At 58.2% G+C, this 17,169-nt stretch carries 16 protein-coding genes; 8 read left to right on the top strand and 8 right to left on the bottom strand.

What is annotated here, in order from left to right; translation table 11 throughout:
• Positions 1 to 47 precede the first annotated feature (47 nt).
• Complete coding sequence (locus tag AM218_RS13440) at positions 48 to 839, bottom strand: SDR family oxidoreductase (protein ID WP_054414364.1); 792 nt, start codon at positions 837 to 839, stop codon at positions 48 to 50.
• Between the two features lie 152 nt (positions 840 to 991).
• On the opposite strand from AM218_RS13440, the gene AM218_RS13435 reads away from it, so the two are divergent.
• The 6 genes from AM218_RS13435 to AM218_RS13410 all read left to right on the top strand — a co-directional run bounded on the left by AM218_RS13435 (position 992) and on the right by AM218_RS13410 (position 6,669).
• The gene (locus tag AM218_RS13435) at positions 992 to 1,522 is read left to right on the top strand and encodes a 3-hydroxyanthranilate 3,4-dioxygenase (RefSeq protein ID WP_054414363.1); all 531 of its coding nucleotides are present in this window, start codon (positions 992 to 994) and stop codon (positions 1,520 to 1,522) included.
• A gap of 23 nt (positions 1,523 to 1,545) precedes the next feature.
• Positions 1,546 to 2,592, top strand: coding sequence for an amidohydrolase family protein (locus AM218_RS13430; protein ID WP_054414362.1), 1,047 nt, complete (start codon positions 1,546 to 1,548; stop codon positions 2,590 to 2,592).
• 57 nt (positions 2,593 to 2,649) lie between these two features.
• Complete coding sequence (locus AM218_RS13425) at positions 2,650 to 3,924, top strand: putative hexosyltransferase (RefSeq protein ID WP_054414361.1); 1,275 nt, start codon at positions 2,650 to 2,652, stop codon at positions 3,922 to 3,924.
• A gap of 47 nt (positions 3,925 to 3,971) precedes the next feature.
• The gene (gene kynU / locus AM218_RS13420) at positions 3,972 to 5,255 is read left to right on the top strand and encodes a kynureninase (RefSeq protein ID WP_054414360.1); all 1,284 of its coding nucleotides are present in this window, start codon (positions 3,972 to 3,974) and stop codon (positions 5,253 to 5,255) included.
• Between the two features lie 90 nt (positions 5,256 to 5,345).
• The gene (locus tag AM218_RS13415) at positions 5,346 to 6,035 is read left to right on the top strand and encodes a hypothetical protein (RefSeq protein ID WP_054414359.1); all 690 of its coding nucleotides are present in this window, start codon (positions 5,346 to 5,348) and stop codon (positions 6,033 to 6,035) included.
• Between the two features lie 25 nt (positions 6,036 to 6,060).
• Entirely contained in the window at positions 6,061 to 6,669 is a 609-nt protein-coding gene (locus AM218_RS13410; RefSeq protein ID WP_054414358.1) for an alpha-ketoglutarate-dependent dioxygenase AlkB family protein, read from the top strand.
• A 79-nt stretch (positions 6,670 to 6,748) separates the two neighbouring features.
• On the opposite strand, the gene AM218_RS13405 is transcribed toward AM218_RS13410, so the two are convergent.
• Positions 6,749 to 9,427, bottom strand: a complete 2,679-nt coding sequence (locus tag AM218_RS13405; protein WP_054414357.1) for a TonB-dependent receptor — start codon at positions 9,425 to 9,427, stop codon at positions 6,749 to 6,751.
• A gap of 175 nt (positions 9,428 to 9,602) precedes the next feature.
• Positions 9,603 to 9,893, bottom strand: coding sequence for a hypothetical protein (locus AM218_RS13400; RefSeq protein WP_054414356.1), 291 nt, complete (start codon positions 9,891 to 9,893; stop codon positions 9,603 to 9,605).
• 229 nt (positions 9,894 to 10,122) lie between these two features.
• Between AM218_RS13400 and AM218_RS13395 the strand changes: the two genes are divergently transcribed.
• Positions 10,123 to 11,520 (top strand): FAD-dependent oxidoreductase, encoded by a 1,398-nt coding sequence (locus AM218_RS13395; RefSeq protein WP_054414355.1) that lies wholly within the window; start codon positions 10,123 to 10,125, stop codon positions 11,518 to 11,520.
• Between the two features lie 98 nt (positions 11,521 to 11,618).
• Here AM218_RS13395 and AM218_RS13390 read toward each other — a convergent pair whose 3' ends face one another.
• From AM218_RS13390 to rpoN, 3 genes are all read right to left on the bottom strand, one after another.
• Positions 11,619 to 12,050 carry a hypothetical protein gene (locus AM218_RS13390; RefSeq protein ID WP_054414354.1) on the bottom strand — a complete coding sequence of 144 codons (432 nt, stop codon included), beginning with the start codon at positions 12,048 to 12,050 and terminating at the stop codon, positions 11,619 to 11,621.
• A 152-nt stretch (positions 12,051 to 12,202) separates the two neighbouring features.
• Positions 12,203 to 12,823 carry a hypothetical protein gene (locus AM218_RS13385; protein WP_054414353.1) on the bottom strand — a complete coding sequence of 207 codons (621 nt, stop codon included), beginning with the start codon at positions 12,821 to 12,823 and terminating at the stop codon, positions 12,203 to 12,205.
• Between the two features lie 93 nt (positions 12,824 to 12,916).
• Positions 12,917 to 14,500 carry an RNA polymerase factor sigma-54 gene (gene rpoN, locus AM218_RS13380; RefSeq protein WP_054414352.1) on the bottom strand — a complete coding sequence of 528 codons (1,584 nt, stop codon included), beginning with the start codon at positions 14,498 to 14,500 and terminating at the stop codon, positions 12,917 to 12,919.
• A 235-nt stretch (positions 14,501 to 14,735) separates the two neighbouring features.
• Here rpoN and asnS point away from each other — a divergent pair, with 235 nt between their 5' ends.
• A complete protein-coding gene (asnS, locus tag AM218_RS13375; protein ID WP_054414351.1) occupies positions 14,736 to 16,133 on the top strand; it encodes an asparagine--tRNA ligase in 1,398 nt (465 codons plus the stop codon).
• A gap of 58 nt (positions 16,134 to 16,191) precedes the next feature.
• On the opposite strand, the gene AM218_RS13370 is transcribed toward asnS, so the two are convergent.
• Positions 16,192 to 16,440 (bottom strand): hypothetical protein, encoded by a 249-nt coding sequence (locus tag AM218_RS13370; protein ID WP_054414350.1) that lies wholly within the window; start codon positions 16,438 to 16,440, stop codon positions 16,192 to 16,194.
• Positions 16,441 to 16,516: 76 nt separating this feature from the next.
• On the bottom strand, positions 16,517 to 17,029 hold the full coding sequence (locus tag AM218_RS13365) for a hypothetical protein (RefSeq protein WP_054414349.1): 513 nt from the start codon (positions 17,027 to 17,029) through the stop codon (positions 16,517 to 16,519).
• Positions 17,030 to 17,169 lie beyond the last annotated feature (140 nt).

Here is a 17,169-nt window from a genome sequence, read left to right as displayed (position 1 = left end):
AAAGCGTTTCCGCCAACAGCGGCCCCCAAGCAAATTAATATAAACCGCTACAGGCTGCCGGTGCGGCCGCCATCTACGGGCACGTTGATGCCATTGATATAGCCGGCGGCCGGCGAGGCCAGAAACGCCACGGCGGCCGCCACTTCCTCAGCCTGCCCAAAGCGCGCGGCCGGAATCAGGCGCAGCATGCCCGCCTCAATTTCCTCGGTGGTCTGCCCGGTAGACTGTACTTTCTTCTCGATGAGCGAGGTATGGCGCTGCGTCATAGTGGCCCCGGGCAGCACGTTGTTTACCGTAATGCCGTGCGCGGCCAGCTCGTTGGCCAGGGTTTTGGCCCAGTTGGCCACCGCCGCCCGAATGGTGTTGGACACACCCAGACCCGGCAGCGGCTGCTTTACGGAGGTGCTGATAATGTTGATGATGCGCCCGTAGCCGCTGGCTTTCATGCCCGGCACCACGGCCTGCGCCAGCAGGTGGTTGCACACCAGATGCTGCTCAAACGCCACCCGAAAGGCATCCACGCTGGCATCCAGAATAGGCCCGCCGGAGGGGCCGCCCGTGTTGTTTATCAGAATGTTAAAGCCCGCGGGGTGAGCGGCCAGGTATTCCTGCAGGTGCTGGGCCAGCTGGTCGGGCTGCGAGAAATCAGCCACGATGTAGTCGTGCTGCTGGCCGTGGTCGGCGGGCAGGGCGGCGGCTACTTCCCGCAGGCTGGCTTCGTTGCGGGCCAGGAGCGTAACGGTGGCGCCCAGGCGGGCAAGCTCTTCGGCGGCGGCCCGGCCAATGCCCTGGGTACTGCCGCCCACCAGCGCGCGGTAGGGAGTTAAGGAAAGATTCACGGGGAATAGGAATAAGGATGCGACGGGCGGCAAGGTAGAAAGTTGTGGGCTTACGCGGGAAGTTGCGGCCGCAATTCCGTACTTAGCCGGGCATTTGTGCCGGTTTTTTGGCCCGTTGCGCCCGTTGTTCTCCCACCTCAACACTCCCCGCTATGCCCGTCGCCCGTCCTTTCAACTTCCAGCAGTGGATTGATGAACACCGCCATTTGCTGAAGCCGCCCGTGGGCAACCAGCAGGTGTTTAAAGACAACAAAGACTTTATTGTGATGGTAGTGGGCGGCCCCAACGCCCGCAAAGACTATCATGTGGACGAAGGGGAGGAGCTTTTCCTGCAGATAGAGGGTGACATCGTGGTGAAAATCATTGAGGACGGCAAGCCGGTGGATATCGAAATCAAGCAGGGCAGTATGTTTCTGCTGCCGCCCGGCGTGCCCCACTCGCCGCGCCGCCCGGCCGGCACCGTGGGCCTGGTGCTGGAGCGCTACCGCAGTCCCGGCGAGCTGGATGGCTTTCAGTGGTACTGCGAAAACTGCGGCACCAAGCTCTACGAGGAATTCGCTGAAATCACGGACATCGTGGCCCAGCTGCCGCCCATCATGAACCGCTTCTGGCAGGACGAAGCCAAGCGTACCTGCAAAAACTGCGGCACCGTGATGCAGCCACCCGCGCCGGTTGCTTCCTGATTTCTTGCCTCTAGTTCCCACCCGTGCTTAAAATCGATATTCACACCCACATTCTGCCCGAAACCTGGCCCGACCTGCGCGAGCGGTACGGCTACGGGGGCTTTATCCGGCTGGAGCACCACAAGCCGTGCTGCGCCCGCATGATGCAGGATGACAAGTTCTTCCGCGAGGTTCAGGATAACTGCTGGGACCCGCAGGTGCGCATGCGGGAGTACGACCAGTTTGGGGTAGATGTGCAGGTACTCAGCACCGTGCCCGTTATGTTCAGCTACTGGGCCAAGCCCCACGATGCCCTGGACCTGAGCCGTCTGCTCAACGACCATATTGCCGGCGTGGTGGCCCGCTACCCCACGCGCTTCGTGGGCCTGGGCACTATTCCCCTGCAGGCCCCCGATCTGGCCATAAAGGAATTGGAACGCTGCGTGAAAGAGCTGGGCATGGCCGGCGTGCAGATCGGCTCCCATGTAAACGACTGGAATCTGGATGCTCCGCAGCTGTTCGAGGTGTTTGCGGCCGCCGAAGAACTAGGCGCCTGTGTGTTCGTGCATCCGTGGGACATGATGGGCCAGCAGAAAATGCCTAAATACTGGCTGCCCTGGCTGGTAGGCATGCCTGCCGAAAGTACTCTGGCGCTTTGCTCTCTGGTGTTTGGCGGCGTACTGGAGCGTCTGCCTAAGCTACGCGTAGCCGTGGCCCACGGCGGCGGCACGTTTGCCTCTACCATCGGCCGCATCGAGCACGGCTTTCAAGTCCGCCCCGACCTTTGTGCTATTGATAACAACGTAAACCCGCGGGAGTACCTGGGCCGTTTTTGGGTAGACTCCCTGGTGCACGACCCGCTGATGCTGGACTACCTGGTGAAAACACTGGGCGCCGATAAAATCACGCTCGGTACCGATTATCCTTTCCCACTAGGCGAGCTGCAACCGGGACAATTGATTGAATCCATGCCTTTTCCCGATGAAATAAAAGCCCGCATGCTGGGCCAGAATGCCCTGGACTGGCTGGGTCCCCAGCATCCGCAGATAGCCAGCCTTATGACCTCCAACGCAACCACCGGACTCCGGTAAAAGAGGTTATGAGGAAGCATGATGCTAAGCTGGTAAACCTTTGTAGCCATTCCTGAGATGCTCGAGCCTTCATATCGTCGTCAGGCGGTGTATTACGGGTTGTTGTTTATGATGCTGATGGTGTTAGTGCCCCGGGCTGGCCACCAAGGCGACATAGGCTACTGGGCAAATTGGGCATCGTATATACTTGAGCATGGGCTGGGCAACACATACGCTGACCCCAGCAACAACTACAATCCCTTTTACCACTACATCCTGTGGCTCTTCGGAAAGCTGCTGGGTAATGCTGAGCGTATCAGGTCCTATATCAACTCGTTGAAGGGATTCACGCTACTCTTTGACTTTGCCGGGGCCATTTGGGCTGCCTCGCTGGTAGCACAGCGTAACCGCCGATTTGAGTTGAGCCTGCTACTGCTGTTCAATATTGCATATCTGTATAACACCCTGATTTGGGAGCAGGTGGATGCCATTTACACGTTCTGGGTGTTTGGGGCCGTAGTATTCGCAGTACAGAGGAAGCCAGTGCTTAGCGTAATGCTCTATGTATTGGCGTTGGCTACTAAAACGCAGGCCATCATCTTTATGCCTCCGCTACTGTTACTGTGGCTTCCCCTTTGGTGGCAGCGCCCCCAGTGGATCTGGAAATCTGTTGGCGCCGCTGCACTTACATCATTATTACTGTTAGCACCCTTTATCTGGGGTGGTACCAAAAACTACCTGCCCCATATTCTGGACATAAACCGGGACGCGGTTGATTATGCTCCGGTGGTGGCCGTGAATGCCTACAATTTCTGGTATCTTCTTTTTCAGAATGTAGACCTGCGGTTTGTTTCCGATGCCCAACATTTCGCCGGGCTCACCTACAAGGGGTGGGGGTTGTTGCTCTTCTTTGGCTTTTCCGCCATTACACTTTTTCCCTTGCTAGCCTCGGCTGTGCAAAGTGTGCTGAAGTGGCCACGTACCCAAATCCGCCTTAACCCAGGTCCATCTATAGAATTGGTTCTGCTAAGTTGTGTCCTGATTCCGTTGGTTTTTACGTTTTTTAATACCCAGATGCATGAGCGGTACTGGCACCCGGCAATTCTGTTTTTAGGAGCTTACGGTATTTTAACACGTAGTTACTGGCTGTATATACTCGTTTCGGTGGCCTACTTCCTCAATCTGGAATCGGTGCTGCATTTCCTGAAATCAAAGCCTTACACCATCACCATTATGCAGCCCTGGTTTGTGGCCACTTTATTTGGTCTGATCATTCTGTTGGGCTTGGTTAAGCTGTACGCCAGCGTAAAATGGCCTTGGACAGCGTTGCCGGAGCCATCTGCCTCAAGTTAAGCTAGTCCTACTCGTAGAGGCCTGCCCCTGCCTATCTTTGCCCGCACATGACCTTCGAGCCTACTCCCGAATTCGCCGCCCACCTCGACGCGCAGGATCCGCTGCACCTGTTCCGCAACCTGTTTCATATTCCGCCGGGCCCTGAAGGGGAGGAAGCGGTGTACCTGTGCGGCAACTCGCTGGGCTTGCTGCCCCGCGCCGCCCGCGCTGCCGTGGAGGAGGAATTTGCCTCCTGGGAAGAGCGCGCCGTGGAAGGTCATTTCTTGGGCGCTATGCCCTGGATGCACTACCACGAAAACCTGACGGCGGCTACGGCCCGGCTGGTAGGGGCCAAACCCGTGGAAGTGGTGGTGATGAACAGCCTCACGGTTAACCTGCATCTGCTGCTGATTTCCTTCTACCGGCCCACCACCTCGCGCTACAAAGTGCTGATGGAAGGCGGCGCTTTTCCTTCGGATCAGTATGCCTTGGAGTCGCAGGTAAAGCTGCACGGCTACCAGCCCGATGAGGCCATTGTAGAGCTGGTGCCGCGCCCCGGGGAGCACACGCTGCGCACCGAGGATATCGAAGCCAAAATTCAGGAGCTGGGCGATTCGCTGGCTACCGTGATTCTGGGCGGCGTGAACTACTACACCGGGCAGGCCTTTGATATGGCCGCCATTACGCAGGCCGGCCACGCCGTAGGGGCCATAGTGGGCTTCGACCTGGCCCACGCCGCCGGCAACCTGCTGCTGCACCTGCACGACTGGGACGTGGACTTTGCCTGCTGGTGCTCCTACAAATACCTCAACTCTGGCCCCGGCGGCACCAGTGGCGTGTTCGTGCACGAGCGGTTTGCCAACCGCCCGGATCTGCCACGCCTGGCCGGCTGGTGGGGCCACGACCCCGCCGACCGTTTCCAGATGAAAAAAGGCTTCCGGCCCATGCCCGGCGCGGCCGGCTGGCAGCTGTCCAACGCCCAGATTTTCCCCATGGCCATACACCGCGTGGCCCTCAACCTGGTAGACGAGGCGGGCGGCATGCCGGCGCTGCGGCGCAAGAGCGAGCAGCTCACGGCCTACCTGGAGTTTATGATTTGTCGCCTGCAGTTGCCCAAGGAAGTTCTGGAAATCCTTACCCCGCAGGACCCCGCCCAGCGCGGCTGTCAGCTTTCCCTGCTGGTGCACCGCAACGGCCGCGAGCTGTTTGAGCACCTAGCCAGCGTGGGCGTGATGGCCGACTGGCGCGAGCCCAACGTCATCCGGATGGCGCCTGTGCCCTTGTATAACACGTTTGCCGACGTACAGCGCGCCGGCGCGGCCCTGGCCGATTGGTCGCTTTTGGCGGAATAATTTTTTGAGTTTAGCTGTTTAAATGCAGTCTGAATTCGTACCTGCACATATCCCACCTGCGGATATCTGTTATTTAAGTTGATTTCACCTATGGCTGAAGAATATGCGGCCAAAATGGCCACCAAATCCCTGGCTGAGCTGCTGCAATACGTAACGGCCCGCTACCAGTACCGGGAAGATGCCGTGCTGGCTGCGCTGGACGAGCTGGCGCGGCGCGGACAGCCTTACGCCGAAGCCGAAACCCTCCGGCCTTCCCTGGAAGCTGCCGTACGCGAGCAAGAAGTGCAGCAGGCCGCTGCCCGCCAGCTCTCGGAAGTAGATAATGCTGAAGTGGCAGCCGAAGTCGCCACAACGGAAACGGCGCTTTACTCCCCTATATCCATTACCATTCTGTCGGTCTTCTTTTCCATGCTGGCCGGCGGTATTCTGCTGTGCATGAACCTGTTCTGGCTGGGCCGGGTGCGGGCCATGATGGGGCTAATTCTGTTCTTGGTAGTATATCTGGTAGTAGGTACGCAACTGCTCATGTGGGGCATTATGCAGCAAGGCGTCAACCCGTTTTTGGCGGCCCTTATCTTTAATGGGGGGGCGCTGGCGGCGTATTTGCTCTGGTTCTGGCCCCGCTACGTAGGCACCACCAGCTACCGCAGCCGCAGCCTGTTGCTGCCCATTCTCCTTTGCTTCCTGCTGGTGTTGGGTTTGCAGAAGATGATGCCCTACCTCATCAAGCAGCAGCCTAAAGAAGTGCAGCGGGAAATGGAGCAGCTCATCAAGCGTTAAACTCCGGTTTTTAGTAGCCGCTGCCGTGCCGCTTTCCTCACTTTTCCTGCCTGCTGCCGATGTCTGGCTTGATCCGCAGTTTCTGCCGGCGGCGGAAGCAGCCCGGCTGCAGCAGGAGTTGACGGAAACGCTACAATGGCGGCAGGAGCCCATCCGGCTGTTCGGGAAGGACGTGCTGCAGCCCCGCCTCACGGCCTGGTACGGCGACGCCACCGCCTGTTACAGCTACTCCGGGCTGTCCCTCACGCCCCGGCCTTGGACGCCCGCCCTGCTGGCCCTGCGCACCCAGGTAGAACAAGCCGCCGACACCACGTTCAACAGCGTGTTGCTCAACCTTTACCGCACCGGGCAGGATAGCATGGGCTGGCACGCCGATGATGAGCCTGAACTGGGCCCGGAGCCGGTTATTGCATCGGTCAGCCTGGGAGATACCCGGCGCTTTCGGTTGCGCCCCCGCCACCCGCAGCAGTTGCATCAGGCCCCGCTTGGTTTGGATTTACCCTCGGGTAGTTTGCTGCTGATGCGCGGCTCCACCCAGCAGCACTGGCTGCACGCCGTGCCCAAAACCGCCCGCCCCGTCGGGGCTCGCATCAACCTTACCTTTCGCACTATTCACGCCAGACTTGGTCACTGATTTTTTGACTCGGTTAAGCAGCAATAAAAAAGCCCTTCCATCACTGGAAGGGCTTTTTTCGAATAGGGAGGGGTCGGGATTATTTGATATCCACAAGTACACCTACGAAACCCAGGCGTCCAATGTTGGGGCCGCCATATACCTGGGTGTTGTTCTGGTTCAGCAGGTTAGAAGCACCGGCCTGCAGGGTAGCCCCCAGCTTAGGCAGGGAGTAGCCCACAAAAGCGTCCAGGCTGCTGTAGTCTTCCAGCTCACCCTGCGCGAAGGGCATTTCGTAGAGGTGACCCTGGGCCCAGCGGTAGTTCAGGGAGTAGCTCAGGCTGCTCATGGCCACGCCATTCACGCCCAGGTTAAACTTGTGCTTGGGCGTGTTGAAGAAGGTCTGGAAGCCTTCGGGCAGGTTATCTTCTTGCAGCACGTTCAGCGAGTAGTTACCGGTCAGGTTCAGCGCCTTGGTCATGTAGTACGTCAGGCCCAGCGCAGCGCCCTGCGTACGCACTTCCTGGCTGGCATTGGTCCATATCTGTAGCACGCGGGTTTGGGCATCGCGGCCCTGAAACTGGGTAGCCATACCGTTCTGCAGCTGCTGAGCCGTAGGGCGGCTACCGTCGCGGTTGCCGATGAAGCGCTGCGCTCCGATGAAGTCGTTGTAGTTGCTGCGGAAGTAGTTAACGTCTACCAGCACTTTCTCGGCCAGAATGGCTTTGTAGCCTACTTCAAAGGTGTTCAGGCGCTCCAGTTTCAGCTTGGCGTATTCTACCGGGCTGAGGTTGGTGAGGCTGTAGCCCTGGAAGCCATTGCCCACGTTGCCCAGCAGCAGTACCTGGCCTACGTCGAGGCGGATGTACTGGTCCAGCTGGGTAGGGGAGCGGAAGGCGCGGCCGTAGCTGGCGCGGAAGTTATGCTGCTTGTTGGCACCAGCCGAGTACACGGCTGAAGCGCGCGGCGAGAAAGCCGGGTCAAAGTTCTTGAAGTCGTCTACGCGGCCGGCAACGGCCAGCTTCAGGCGGTCATCCAACATGGTGTGGGTCAGCTGGGAGTAGCCGCCCAGTTCGTGGTTCTGAATCCGTTGGTTATCATCGGCGTACAGGTTGCCGTTGGAGCCGAGGCGGAACTTCCGGTAAGCAGCACCTACAATCAGGTCGGTAGCCTCACCAAAGTGGAAGTTGTACTGGGCGTTGCCCTCGTTCAGCAGGGAACTGGGGTTGAGGCGGGCACCGCGGCCGGGGGTAGCATCCTTGATAATCTGGCTGCGCAGCGAAGCAAACTCTGCGCTGTTGGGGTCGAGCTGGTATTTAGCCGCGGCGGCCTGGGCGTTGGCCTGGGCCTGCTCGTTGCTCAGCCCATTCTGGCGGGAGCCTGCATAGGTCTGCACGTAGGCATTGTAATAGGCCTGTGCATAGCTAACCGGGTTGCCCTGGGCATCTTTTGCGCCAGGAATCGGTGAGGTCTGAATAAAGGCCCCCAGGAAGCTCAGATCGTAGGAGTTGTTGCCGAAGTCCTGTACGGACTGGCCCCGCAGGAACCAGTTTTTGCCCTTGATTTCGCCGTGGTACTGGTTGGTACCGAAATCCTTGAAGCGGTAGCGGCTGCTGCTCTGGTAGGAGGCTGTACCTCGGGCAAAGCTGGCCCCAATCGTCATTTTGGTGTTGCTGTTCAGCAGGTACGAAACGGTAGGCTGGAACTTGCGGGCCGTAGCCTTGTCATCATTCGCCACCAGAGTTTTCTCATCGAAGCCGGGCATGAAGACCGTTTTGCCCCGCACTTCGGGGAAAGGGAAGGACTGGGAGAAAGTGTAGCCGCCCAGCTCGCCGTAGCGGTTCACCGCATCATAGCCCAAAGTAGAGCCTTGTGCATTGTTGCGACGCTCAATTTGGGTACTGGAAGCGCTGTAGTTCTCTGCCAGCCAGTCATCGGCTGTGAGGTAGCTGCCTACCACTTTAAAAGCAAACTTTTCGCCTAGCTTTTTGGCGTAGCGTACTTGGCCATCCAGGTAGCTGCGCTGGCCGCCGCGTACCCGGAAGCTCAGGCCTTCGCTCACGAAGGGGTCCCGGGAGTTCAGCAGCAATACGCCGTTAAAGGCGTTGGCACCATACAGGGCCGAGGCCGGGCCGTGAATGATTTCAATGCTCTCAATATCCAGCTCCGGCAAGCCCGTCAGGTTGCCGGCGTTGGCGTTCAGTGAGGGCGACTGAGTATCGAAATAGTCGGTCAGCTGAATCAGACGCTCCGATTTGGCTGAGTTAAAGCCACGGGTGCTCAGGCTGTTCATCAGCAAGCTGGAGCTGTTCACGTCAATGCCCTTGAAGTGGTTGAGGCCCACCTGAATATCAGCGGTGGGAATACGCTCAACCTGCTGGGCCGTGATTTTCTCCACCGTTACCGGGGCCTGCAGAATGCCTTCCTCCACGCGGGAGGCGGCTACTACTACTTCGTTGGTGAAGGCCGCGCTGGGCTCTAGGGCTATACTGAGGGCGCCATCAGGCTTCTGCAGCGTAATTTCCCGGGTTTCGTACCCTACAAACGACACCGATAAGACCACAGGAGTCGCGTCGAAATCGGCGCGTAACGTGAACTTGCCTTCGCGGTCGGTGCTGGTACCCACAAAGGTACCTTTCAGAAAGACGGTAGCGCCGGGCAGCGCCTCACCGGTGTTTGTCTGGACTATTCCCGAAATAGGATTTTCCTGCTGCGCCCAGGTAGAGTGGGCAAGGCATAGGAATAGCACCAGGAGCCAGGCTCCGTAGAATTTTTTCATACAATAGGTGAACAGAAAAGAGGTCGGAATAGAAAATGAGGCACAAATGTAATGGAAAGCCCACCGGGCGCCAAAACATACCGACACTTATTTGTTTGCCTATCAGTAGGATAGAGGGTGGAATGAAATAGGGTTTATTAAAGACAGAATAGAGCCGCGCTAACGCTACCGCCCGCTAGTAGCGAATATCCGGATGGCCATAGAGGTTCTGGCATTCCATGCGGCCAATTATAAATTCTCCTATTTCAAGGATATCAGACCGGGAGAAGGTAACCCCCAGGCGGCCAGCCGGCATGGTAGAGAAAGCGGGCAGCGTTTGCTGAAAGGGAATAGACAACTGTTGCGGCGGCACAACGGATTTTGCCACGGCCGGCCGCTTGGGGCGGGGCAGCGGGCGGAGTTTAATGGTAGCAGAAGAAGAAACGCCAGGTTCGGAAGCAAATAACGAAAAGGGTGTCCACTGCATAACGGTAGAGATAAGAGGGGGTGGGTGGGGCGGAAGCTTTGCTATACCAGGTAAATCACAGCATCGTATAATTTCATATTGATCAAGTATAATCAAATGTTTAGAATAATTCATCTAATTATGTAGAATATTTTAATAATGCTGTAATCTGCAAATACGAAGCCGCCACCAAGCACTTCTGTGTTTGCCAAAACCGATTTAGATTGCGCTACGCTGTCTGCTATTCTGTATGAGTTCATCTTCTTCTGACGCTGCTACGGCAGGTTTTCCTGCTGCTTCCACTGAACGCTACACCATTATGGGCGCCGGGCTGGTGGGCTCTTTGCTGGCGCTGTATCTGGCCAAGCGCGGGTACCCGGTAGAGGTGCTGGAGCGTCGCCCCGACCCCCGCCTGGCCGGTCCCATAGAAGGCCGCTCCATTAACCTGGCGCTTTCCGACCGGGGCTGGCGGGCCTTGGAGGGCGTGGGCATAGCCGAGCAGATCCGGCAGGTGGGCATTCCTATGTACGGGCGCGTGATGCACGATGTAGCCGGCAACCTCACCTCCCAGCCCTACGGCCAGGATAACCAGGCCATCTACTCCGTGTCCCGGGGCGGGCTGAACCGTACGCTGCTGGAACTGGCCGAAGCTATGCCCGGCGTGGAGGTGCAGTTCAGTCAGCAGTGCCTGAACGTGGATTTACGCTCCCGCACCCTGGAGCTGCGAAACACCACTACCAATGAAGTATACAAGCGCGGATTTCAGCACCTGTTTGGGGCCGATGGGGCCTTTTCCGCGGTGCGCGGCGCCCTGCAGAAGACGGACCGCTACAACTACTCCCAGAGCTACCTGGAGTACGGCTACAAGGAGCTGAATATTGCCCCGGGCCCCGGCGGTACCTGGCAGCTGGAAAAGCATGCTCTGCACATCTGGCCCCGCGGGCAGTATATGATGATTGCGCTGCCTAACCTGGATGGCTCCTTCACCTGCACGCTGTTCTTCCCCTACGAAGGCCCGCATTCCTTTGCTGCTCTGCAAACGCCGGAGCAGGTACAGGCCTTCTTCCAGGAAGTGTTTGCTGATGTAGTGCCGCTGATGCCGGAGCTGGTAGAAGACTTTTTCCAGAACCCCACCGGCTCCCTGGTAACCGTGCGGTGCTTCCCCTGGGCGTTTGATGATGCGGTGCTGCTGCTGGGCGATGCCTCCCACGCCATTGTGCCTTTCTACGGGCAGGGCATGAATTCCGGGTTTGAGGACTGCACCGTACTCAACCAGCTGATGGACGAGCACGGCCAGGACTGGCACACCATTTTTCAGGAGTTCGAGCGCCAGCGCAAGCCCAATACCGATGCCATGGCCGACCTGGCCGTGTACAACTTTGAGGAAATGCGTGACCGGGTGGCCGACCCACGCTTTCTGCTACAGAAGAAAATCGAAAGTAAAATCTCGGCGCAATATCCCGGCCGCTGGGTTCCGCTCTACTCGCAGGTAACCTTCTCTGCCACGCCCTACGCCGAGGCCTGGAGCGCCGGGCAGCGCCAAGACCAGATTATGCAGCGCCTAATGCCCCACATTCAGAGTGAGGCCGACTACGACCTGCCCCAGGTGCAGGCCTTGGTAGCAGCCGAAATGGACGCGAAGCACTAAGCCCCCGCCTGCCCTAAAAGTAAGCCGCCCAGCGCGCCCATCAGGATTGATTGGGCAGCCGGGCGGCTTGTTGTTGCAGGTAGAGTGTGGAGTAATATCTAGCGCTTAGCCATGGCCGGGGCTTCAAAAAGGGCCAGCGGCTCGCGGTTGCGGAGCCAGTAAAAGGTAGCCAGCTGGCTGGAGCGTAGCACCCGGCTCAGGTCCGCCGCGTATTGACGGTCTAACCGGCGCTGCGCGCGGGTAGCTCCTACCAGGCGGGAGGCCGCGGCCTCCTTCTGGCACAAATGGCTATAGGTGTAGCGCTGAAACTGGCTTTCCTGCATGGGGCTTAAATCCAGCGCATCGCTGAAGCGCTGGGTGATGAGCTCTGCCTTATCGGATTTCGAGAGAATCAAGGGTTCGGCGGGTTCCTGATCAGCCAAGAAGTTAGCGGGACGCATATTGGACTGCGCCTGTACACCACGAGTGCCGGCCAGCAGACCTACCAGCAAGAGCAGAGCAACCAGGCGAACGGTGTAAGAGTGAAACATGGCAATAGGTGGTGAAAAAGGGAGAGGTACAGAATTATGTTCCAAAAGTACAAGAAAGAAATACAATTCAATCTAGGTATCAGACGAAATTATTTATTCTTATACCAAACCCGCTGAAAACTCGTCTAAACCGGCCTTTTAGCCGACCAACCTCAACAGTAAGCGGCTAAAACGAATACAATGCCCAGGCCAGCGCCTAGGCCAGCCGCCACCTGGGCTTTGGTATGTGCCCGTAAGGTCAGGCGGGCCCACAAAACGGCCGCTGCCACCGCCAGCATCATCCCAATCAGAAAAGCCGCACCCGGCGTGGAAAGCTGTTGCAGGCCCAGCAGCGAGAGCAAGCCCAGCGCGCCGCCCATGCCCATGGCGTGGGCACTGATTTTCCAGCGCAGCGTTACCACAAAAGCCAGCAGCACGGCCAGGGTCATGCCCAGCATCATCTGCGCCAGCAGCGGGTCAAACACGGTCGGGCGGTGTAGCAGCAAAGCGGCAGCCCCAAAGCTGACGGTGGCCAGCAGCAGGGGCCAGGCACGCTGCTGCCGCTCCTGCAGCAGCAGGGAGCTGACCACCCCGGCCCTGTACAGGGCAAAGGTGCCCAGCGTGGGCAGAGCAAAGGTGAAAACCGCTACCACTGCCATAACCACCCACCGGTCGGGCAGGGCCGGCCGCGCCAGCGCGCTGGGCAAGGCGTAGCAAACCAGGGTAAATAGATATGTAGGGACCAGCAGCGGGTGAAATACTCCCGAGAGCAGGATAGCAGAATGCTTTTTCAAGAACAGGCAGAAGAGGTAGTGAGGCGCAAGATACAGCCCCGGCGGAGCACCCCGCCGGGCATAAAAAAAGGCCGGTAGCTACCGGCCTTTCTCTTAGAGCTCTTTGCGCAGGCGCGCTACCGGAATATTCAGCTGCTCCCGGTACTTGGCCACGGTGCGCCGGGCAATATTGTAGCCCCGGGCGTTCAGCATCTTTTCCAGCTTATCGTCGGATAAGGGCTTGCCTTTGCTTTCGCCTTCAATAATTTCCTTCAGAATATGCTTTACCTCGCGGCTGCTGGCGTCTTCGCCGGAGTCGGTGGCAATGCCCTCGGAGAAGAAGTACTTCAGCGGGTAAATGCCGAACTCCGTCTGCACGGCTTTGGAATTAGCCACGCGGCTTACGGTGCTGATGTCCATGCCGATTTCCTGGGCAATGTCCTTCAGAATCATGGGCCGCAGCTTGCCTTCGTCGCCCTCCAGGAAAAACTCGTGCTGGTAGCGCACAATGGAGTCCATGGTTTTCAAAAGCGTATTCTGGCGCTGCCGGATGGCATCAATAAACCACTTGGCCGAGTCCAGCTTCTGCTTTACGAAGGTGACGGCCTCCTTCATCTTGGTGTCCTTCTTGGCCGCCTTGTCGTAGGTCTGGAACATCTCCTGGTAGGCCGGCGACACGCGCAGCTCGGGGGCGTTGCGGGCGTTCAAAGTCAGGCTTAGCTGGCCGTTGTCGTTGGTCAGAATGAAGTCGGGGATGATGTACTGTACCTTACCGAGGCCTACCGGGCCGGTACCGCCGGGCTTGGGGTTCAGCTTCAGAATCAGGGCAATGGCCTCCTTCAGCTCGTCATCTTCCAGATCCAGCTTCTGCTGAATGCGGGTGTAGTGCTTCTTGGTAAACTCGTCGTAGGTGTCGGTCAGAATCCGCTCGGCGTGCTCTACTACCGGGTCGTCCTGGTGGCGGCGCTCCAGCTGCAGCAACAGGCACTCCCGCAGGTCGCGGGCGGCAATGCCGGGCGGGTCGAAGCTCTGAATCAGGTGCAGCACCTGCTCAATTTCCTCGGTGGTGGTTTCAATGTTCTGGGAGAAGGCCAGATCGTTGACAATGGCCGACAGGTCGCGGCGGATGTAGCCGTCGCCATCAATGGAGCCGATGAGCTGGCGGCCAATGGCTTCCTGCTTTTCGTCTAAGTCGGCGAAGCCCAGCTGGTCCAGCAGGGAGTCGATGAGGGAGCCGCTGGTGTCGGCCAAGGGCATTTCCCGGTCGTCTTCCGGCTCGCCGGGACCGTCGCCCTGCATTTTGTAGCCGGCTATTTCGTCATCGTTGAGGTAGTCGCCCAGGTCCAGATCGTCATTATCGTTCTGGCGTTCCTCGGGGGCGGCTTCTTCGGCTACGGGCAGCTCAATTTCGGGCTGCTCATCGGCAGGCTCGTCAAAATCTTCATCCAGCGTGCTGTTGTCGCTATCGAACTCGGCATCGGGGTCGTTGTCGAAATCCTCGGCGTCTTCGTCGCGGTCCTGCTCCTCAAACTCCTCCTCGGGCTCGTCGTCGCCTTCTTCCAGGGCCGGGTTGGCCTCCAGCTCTTCTTTGATGCGGGCTTCCAGCTCGGCAGTGGGAATCTGCAGCAGCTTAATGAATTGTATCTGTTGGGGGGACAGCTTCTGCTGGAGAAGCTGTTTCATGTCCAGTCGTTGCATACTCTAAAAAACGGTACGCCCCGCTGGCAGCGAAAGCGGGGTTTAACTTCAAATGTAGGCCTTTCTGTACTTGAGTTAAAGTAAAAAAGTTTGGCCTGCCAGCGGCGCCTCAGCCTGTATACGGTGGCAGGTTGCCTGCCCGACAAGCCGGTGGCATAATTTCGCTTCCGGCCGCTTTTCAAAACCGCTACCTTTGCCCACTTATCCTTATCAACCCCGAACCAAAAAAGTCCCGATGTCCGACCTCCGAAGAAGCAGCGTGCAGGAATTGCTCCGCAGCGAAGAGCTGGAACGCGAAGTGCTGGTGAAAGGCTGGGTGCGCACCCGCCGCGGCAACAAATACGTGCAGTTCATTGCCGTAAACGACGGCTCCACCATCCATAATATACAAGTGGTGGCTGATGCGGAGAAGTTTCCGGAGGAAAATCTGAAGGACGTAGCCACCGGCGCCTGCGTAGCCGTGCGCGGCAAGCTGGTGGCCTCACAGGGTAAAGGCCAGACGGTAGAAGTGCAGGCTTCGGAAATTGAAGTGCTGGGCAAAGCCGATCCGGAAGAGTACCCGCTGCAGAAAAAAGGCCACTCCCTGGAGTTCCTGCGCGAAATTGCTCACCTGCGCCCCCGTACCAACACGTTTGGCGCCGTGCTGCGCATCCGCCACACGCTGGCTTTCGGGGTGCACCAGTACTTCAACGACCGGGGTTTCTTCTACGTGCACACGCCCATCATTACCGGCTCCGATGCCGAGGGTGCCGGCCAGATGTTCCGCGTAACCACGCTGCCCGAGCAAAACCCGCCCCTGAACGAAGCCGGCCAGGTAGACTACAAGGAAGATTTCTTCGGTAAAGCCACCAACCTCACGGTATCGGGGCAGCTGGAGGGCGAGCTGGCCGCCATGGCCCTGGGCAAGGTGTACACCTTTGGCCCCACGTTCCGCGCCGAAAACTCCAACACGGCCCGCCATCTGGCTGAGTTCTGGATGATTGAGCCGGAAATGGCTTTCCATGACCTGCAGGACAACATGGACCTGGCCGAGGATTTCCTGCAGTACCTGGTGCGCTACGCCCTGGAAAAGTGCGCCGACGACCTGCAGTTCCTCAACGAGCAGTATGATAAACAGCTGCTCACGCGCCTGCAGTCCGTGGTAGACAATGCCTTCCAGCGCCTTACCTACACCGAGGCCATTGAGATTCTGAAAACTGCCAAGCAGAAGTTCGAATTCCCCGTGGACTGGGGCACCGACCTGCAGAGCGAGCATGAGCGCTACCTGGTAGAAAAGCACTTCAAGAAGCCCGTTATCCTGACTAACTACCCCAAGGATATCAAGGCTTTCTATATGAAGCTGGACGAAGATGGCCGCACCGTAAGCGCCATGGACGTGCTGTTCCCCGGCATCGGCGAAATCATTGGGGGCTCGCAGCGCGAGGAAAACCTGGAGAAGCTGAAAACCCGCATGGCCGAAATGCACGTGCCCGAAGAAGACCTCTGGTGGTACCTGGATCTGCGCAAGTTCGGCACCGCGCCGCACTCCGGCTTTGGTCTTGGCTTCGAGCGTCTGGTGCTGTTCGTCACCGGCATGGCCAACATCCGCGACGTTATTCCTTTCCCGCGCTTCCCGAAGAACGCGGAGTTTTAAGCGTAGCCTGAGTAAATGCTAAAAGAAGAAGGCGGCCTATGTGGGCCGCCTTCTTCTTTTAGCAGTAATCCCGCAGCTCTTTATCGTCCACAGCCAGCAGGTTGTCCAGCCGCACCTCAAAGCCATCTTCCAGGCGCAGGTACTCCACTTTGTCGCGCAGAAACAGGTCCGTGATGACGCCGCTGTAGGTGCTGGGCGGCGTGTCGGGCTCGGTGCGGTAAACCAGGGTGCAGCGCTGGCGGGTAGTGGCCAGGGCCTCCAACTCGTCGTAGAACGAGCAGTTGATGGGTTGATAGTCGGTAGCCATAGCAGGCTGTACGCAAAAGCCCCGGCACAGATACCTGCGCCGGGGCTAATTTCTTTATTCGGATAGAGGGCGAAGCTTAGTGCTTGCCTTTGCCGTGGCCTTTTCCGTTACCGTTGCCATTCCCGTTGCCGGGGTGGCCGCGGTAGTCATCATGCCGGCCATCGTTCCGGTTATCGCCTACCACAATCACCCGGTCGCGGGAGTAATTACCGCGCATTTTCTTGGCTTGGCCAGGAGGCATGCCATGGGGGTGGCCTTTTTTATATTTCGTGCGGTGCTCCTCAATGCGGACCCAGGGCTGGGTGCCGCGGTAATTGAGCACTACTGGGTGGAAGTTGGAGGAATTATAGCCATTCAGGCTGCTCAGGCGCGTCCAGCGGCCGTCGCGCTTTACAATGTAGCGCCTGTCCTGCAGGTCATAGTAGCCGTCGTACTCCGGTACATAGTAGTAGCGCGTGCCCGCTGGTGCGGCAGGGCCCCAGGAAGGTGGGTTGATGTTGATGTTAACCTGCGCCTGCGTAGGAGCTGCTGCGCCCAGCAGGAATAGCGCGAAAAAGCCGGAAAGCGCAATTTTCGGGAAGAACTTCATAGGAAAAGCAAGTTGAGATGAACAATCAAAGTTCAGCGAGGCAAGAACAACGCCAAATCTGTATAGTGTACGCATCCTATGAAAAGAACTCCGGATTTGCGGGCACAATCCGGTTGAGTTTGTTGTTAGAGCCTCTCTGT

This window comes from Hymenobacter sp. DG25A, from assembly GCF_001280305.1.
GTDB lineage: Bacteria > Bacteroidota > Bacteroidia > Cytophagales > Hymenobacteraceae > Hymenobacter.
Note: the sequence above shows the minus strand (reverse complement) of the source record. Positions and strands in the feature narration are given on the sequence as shown.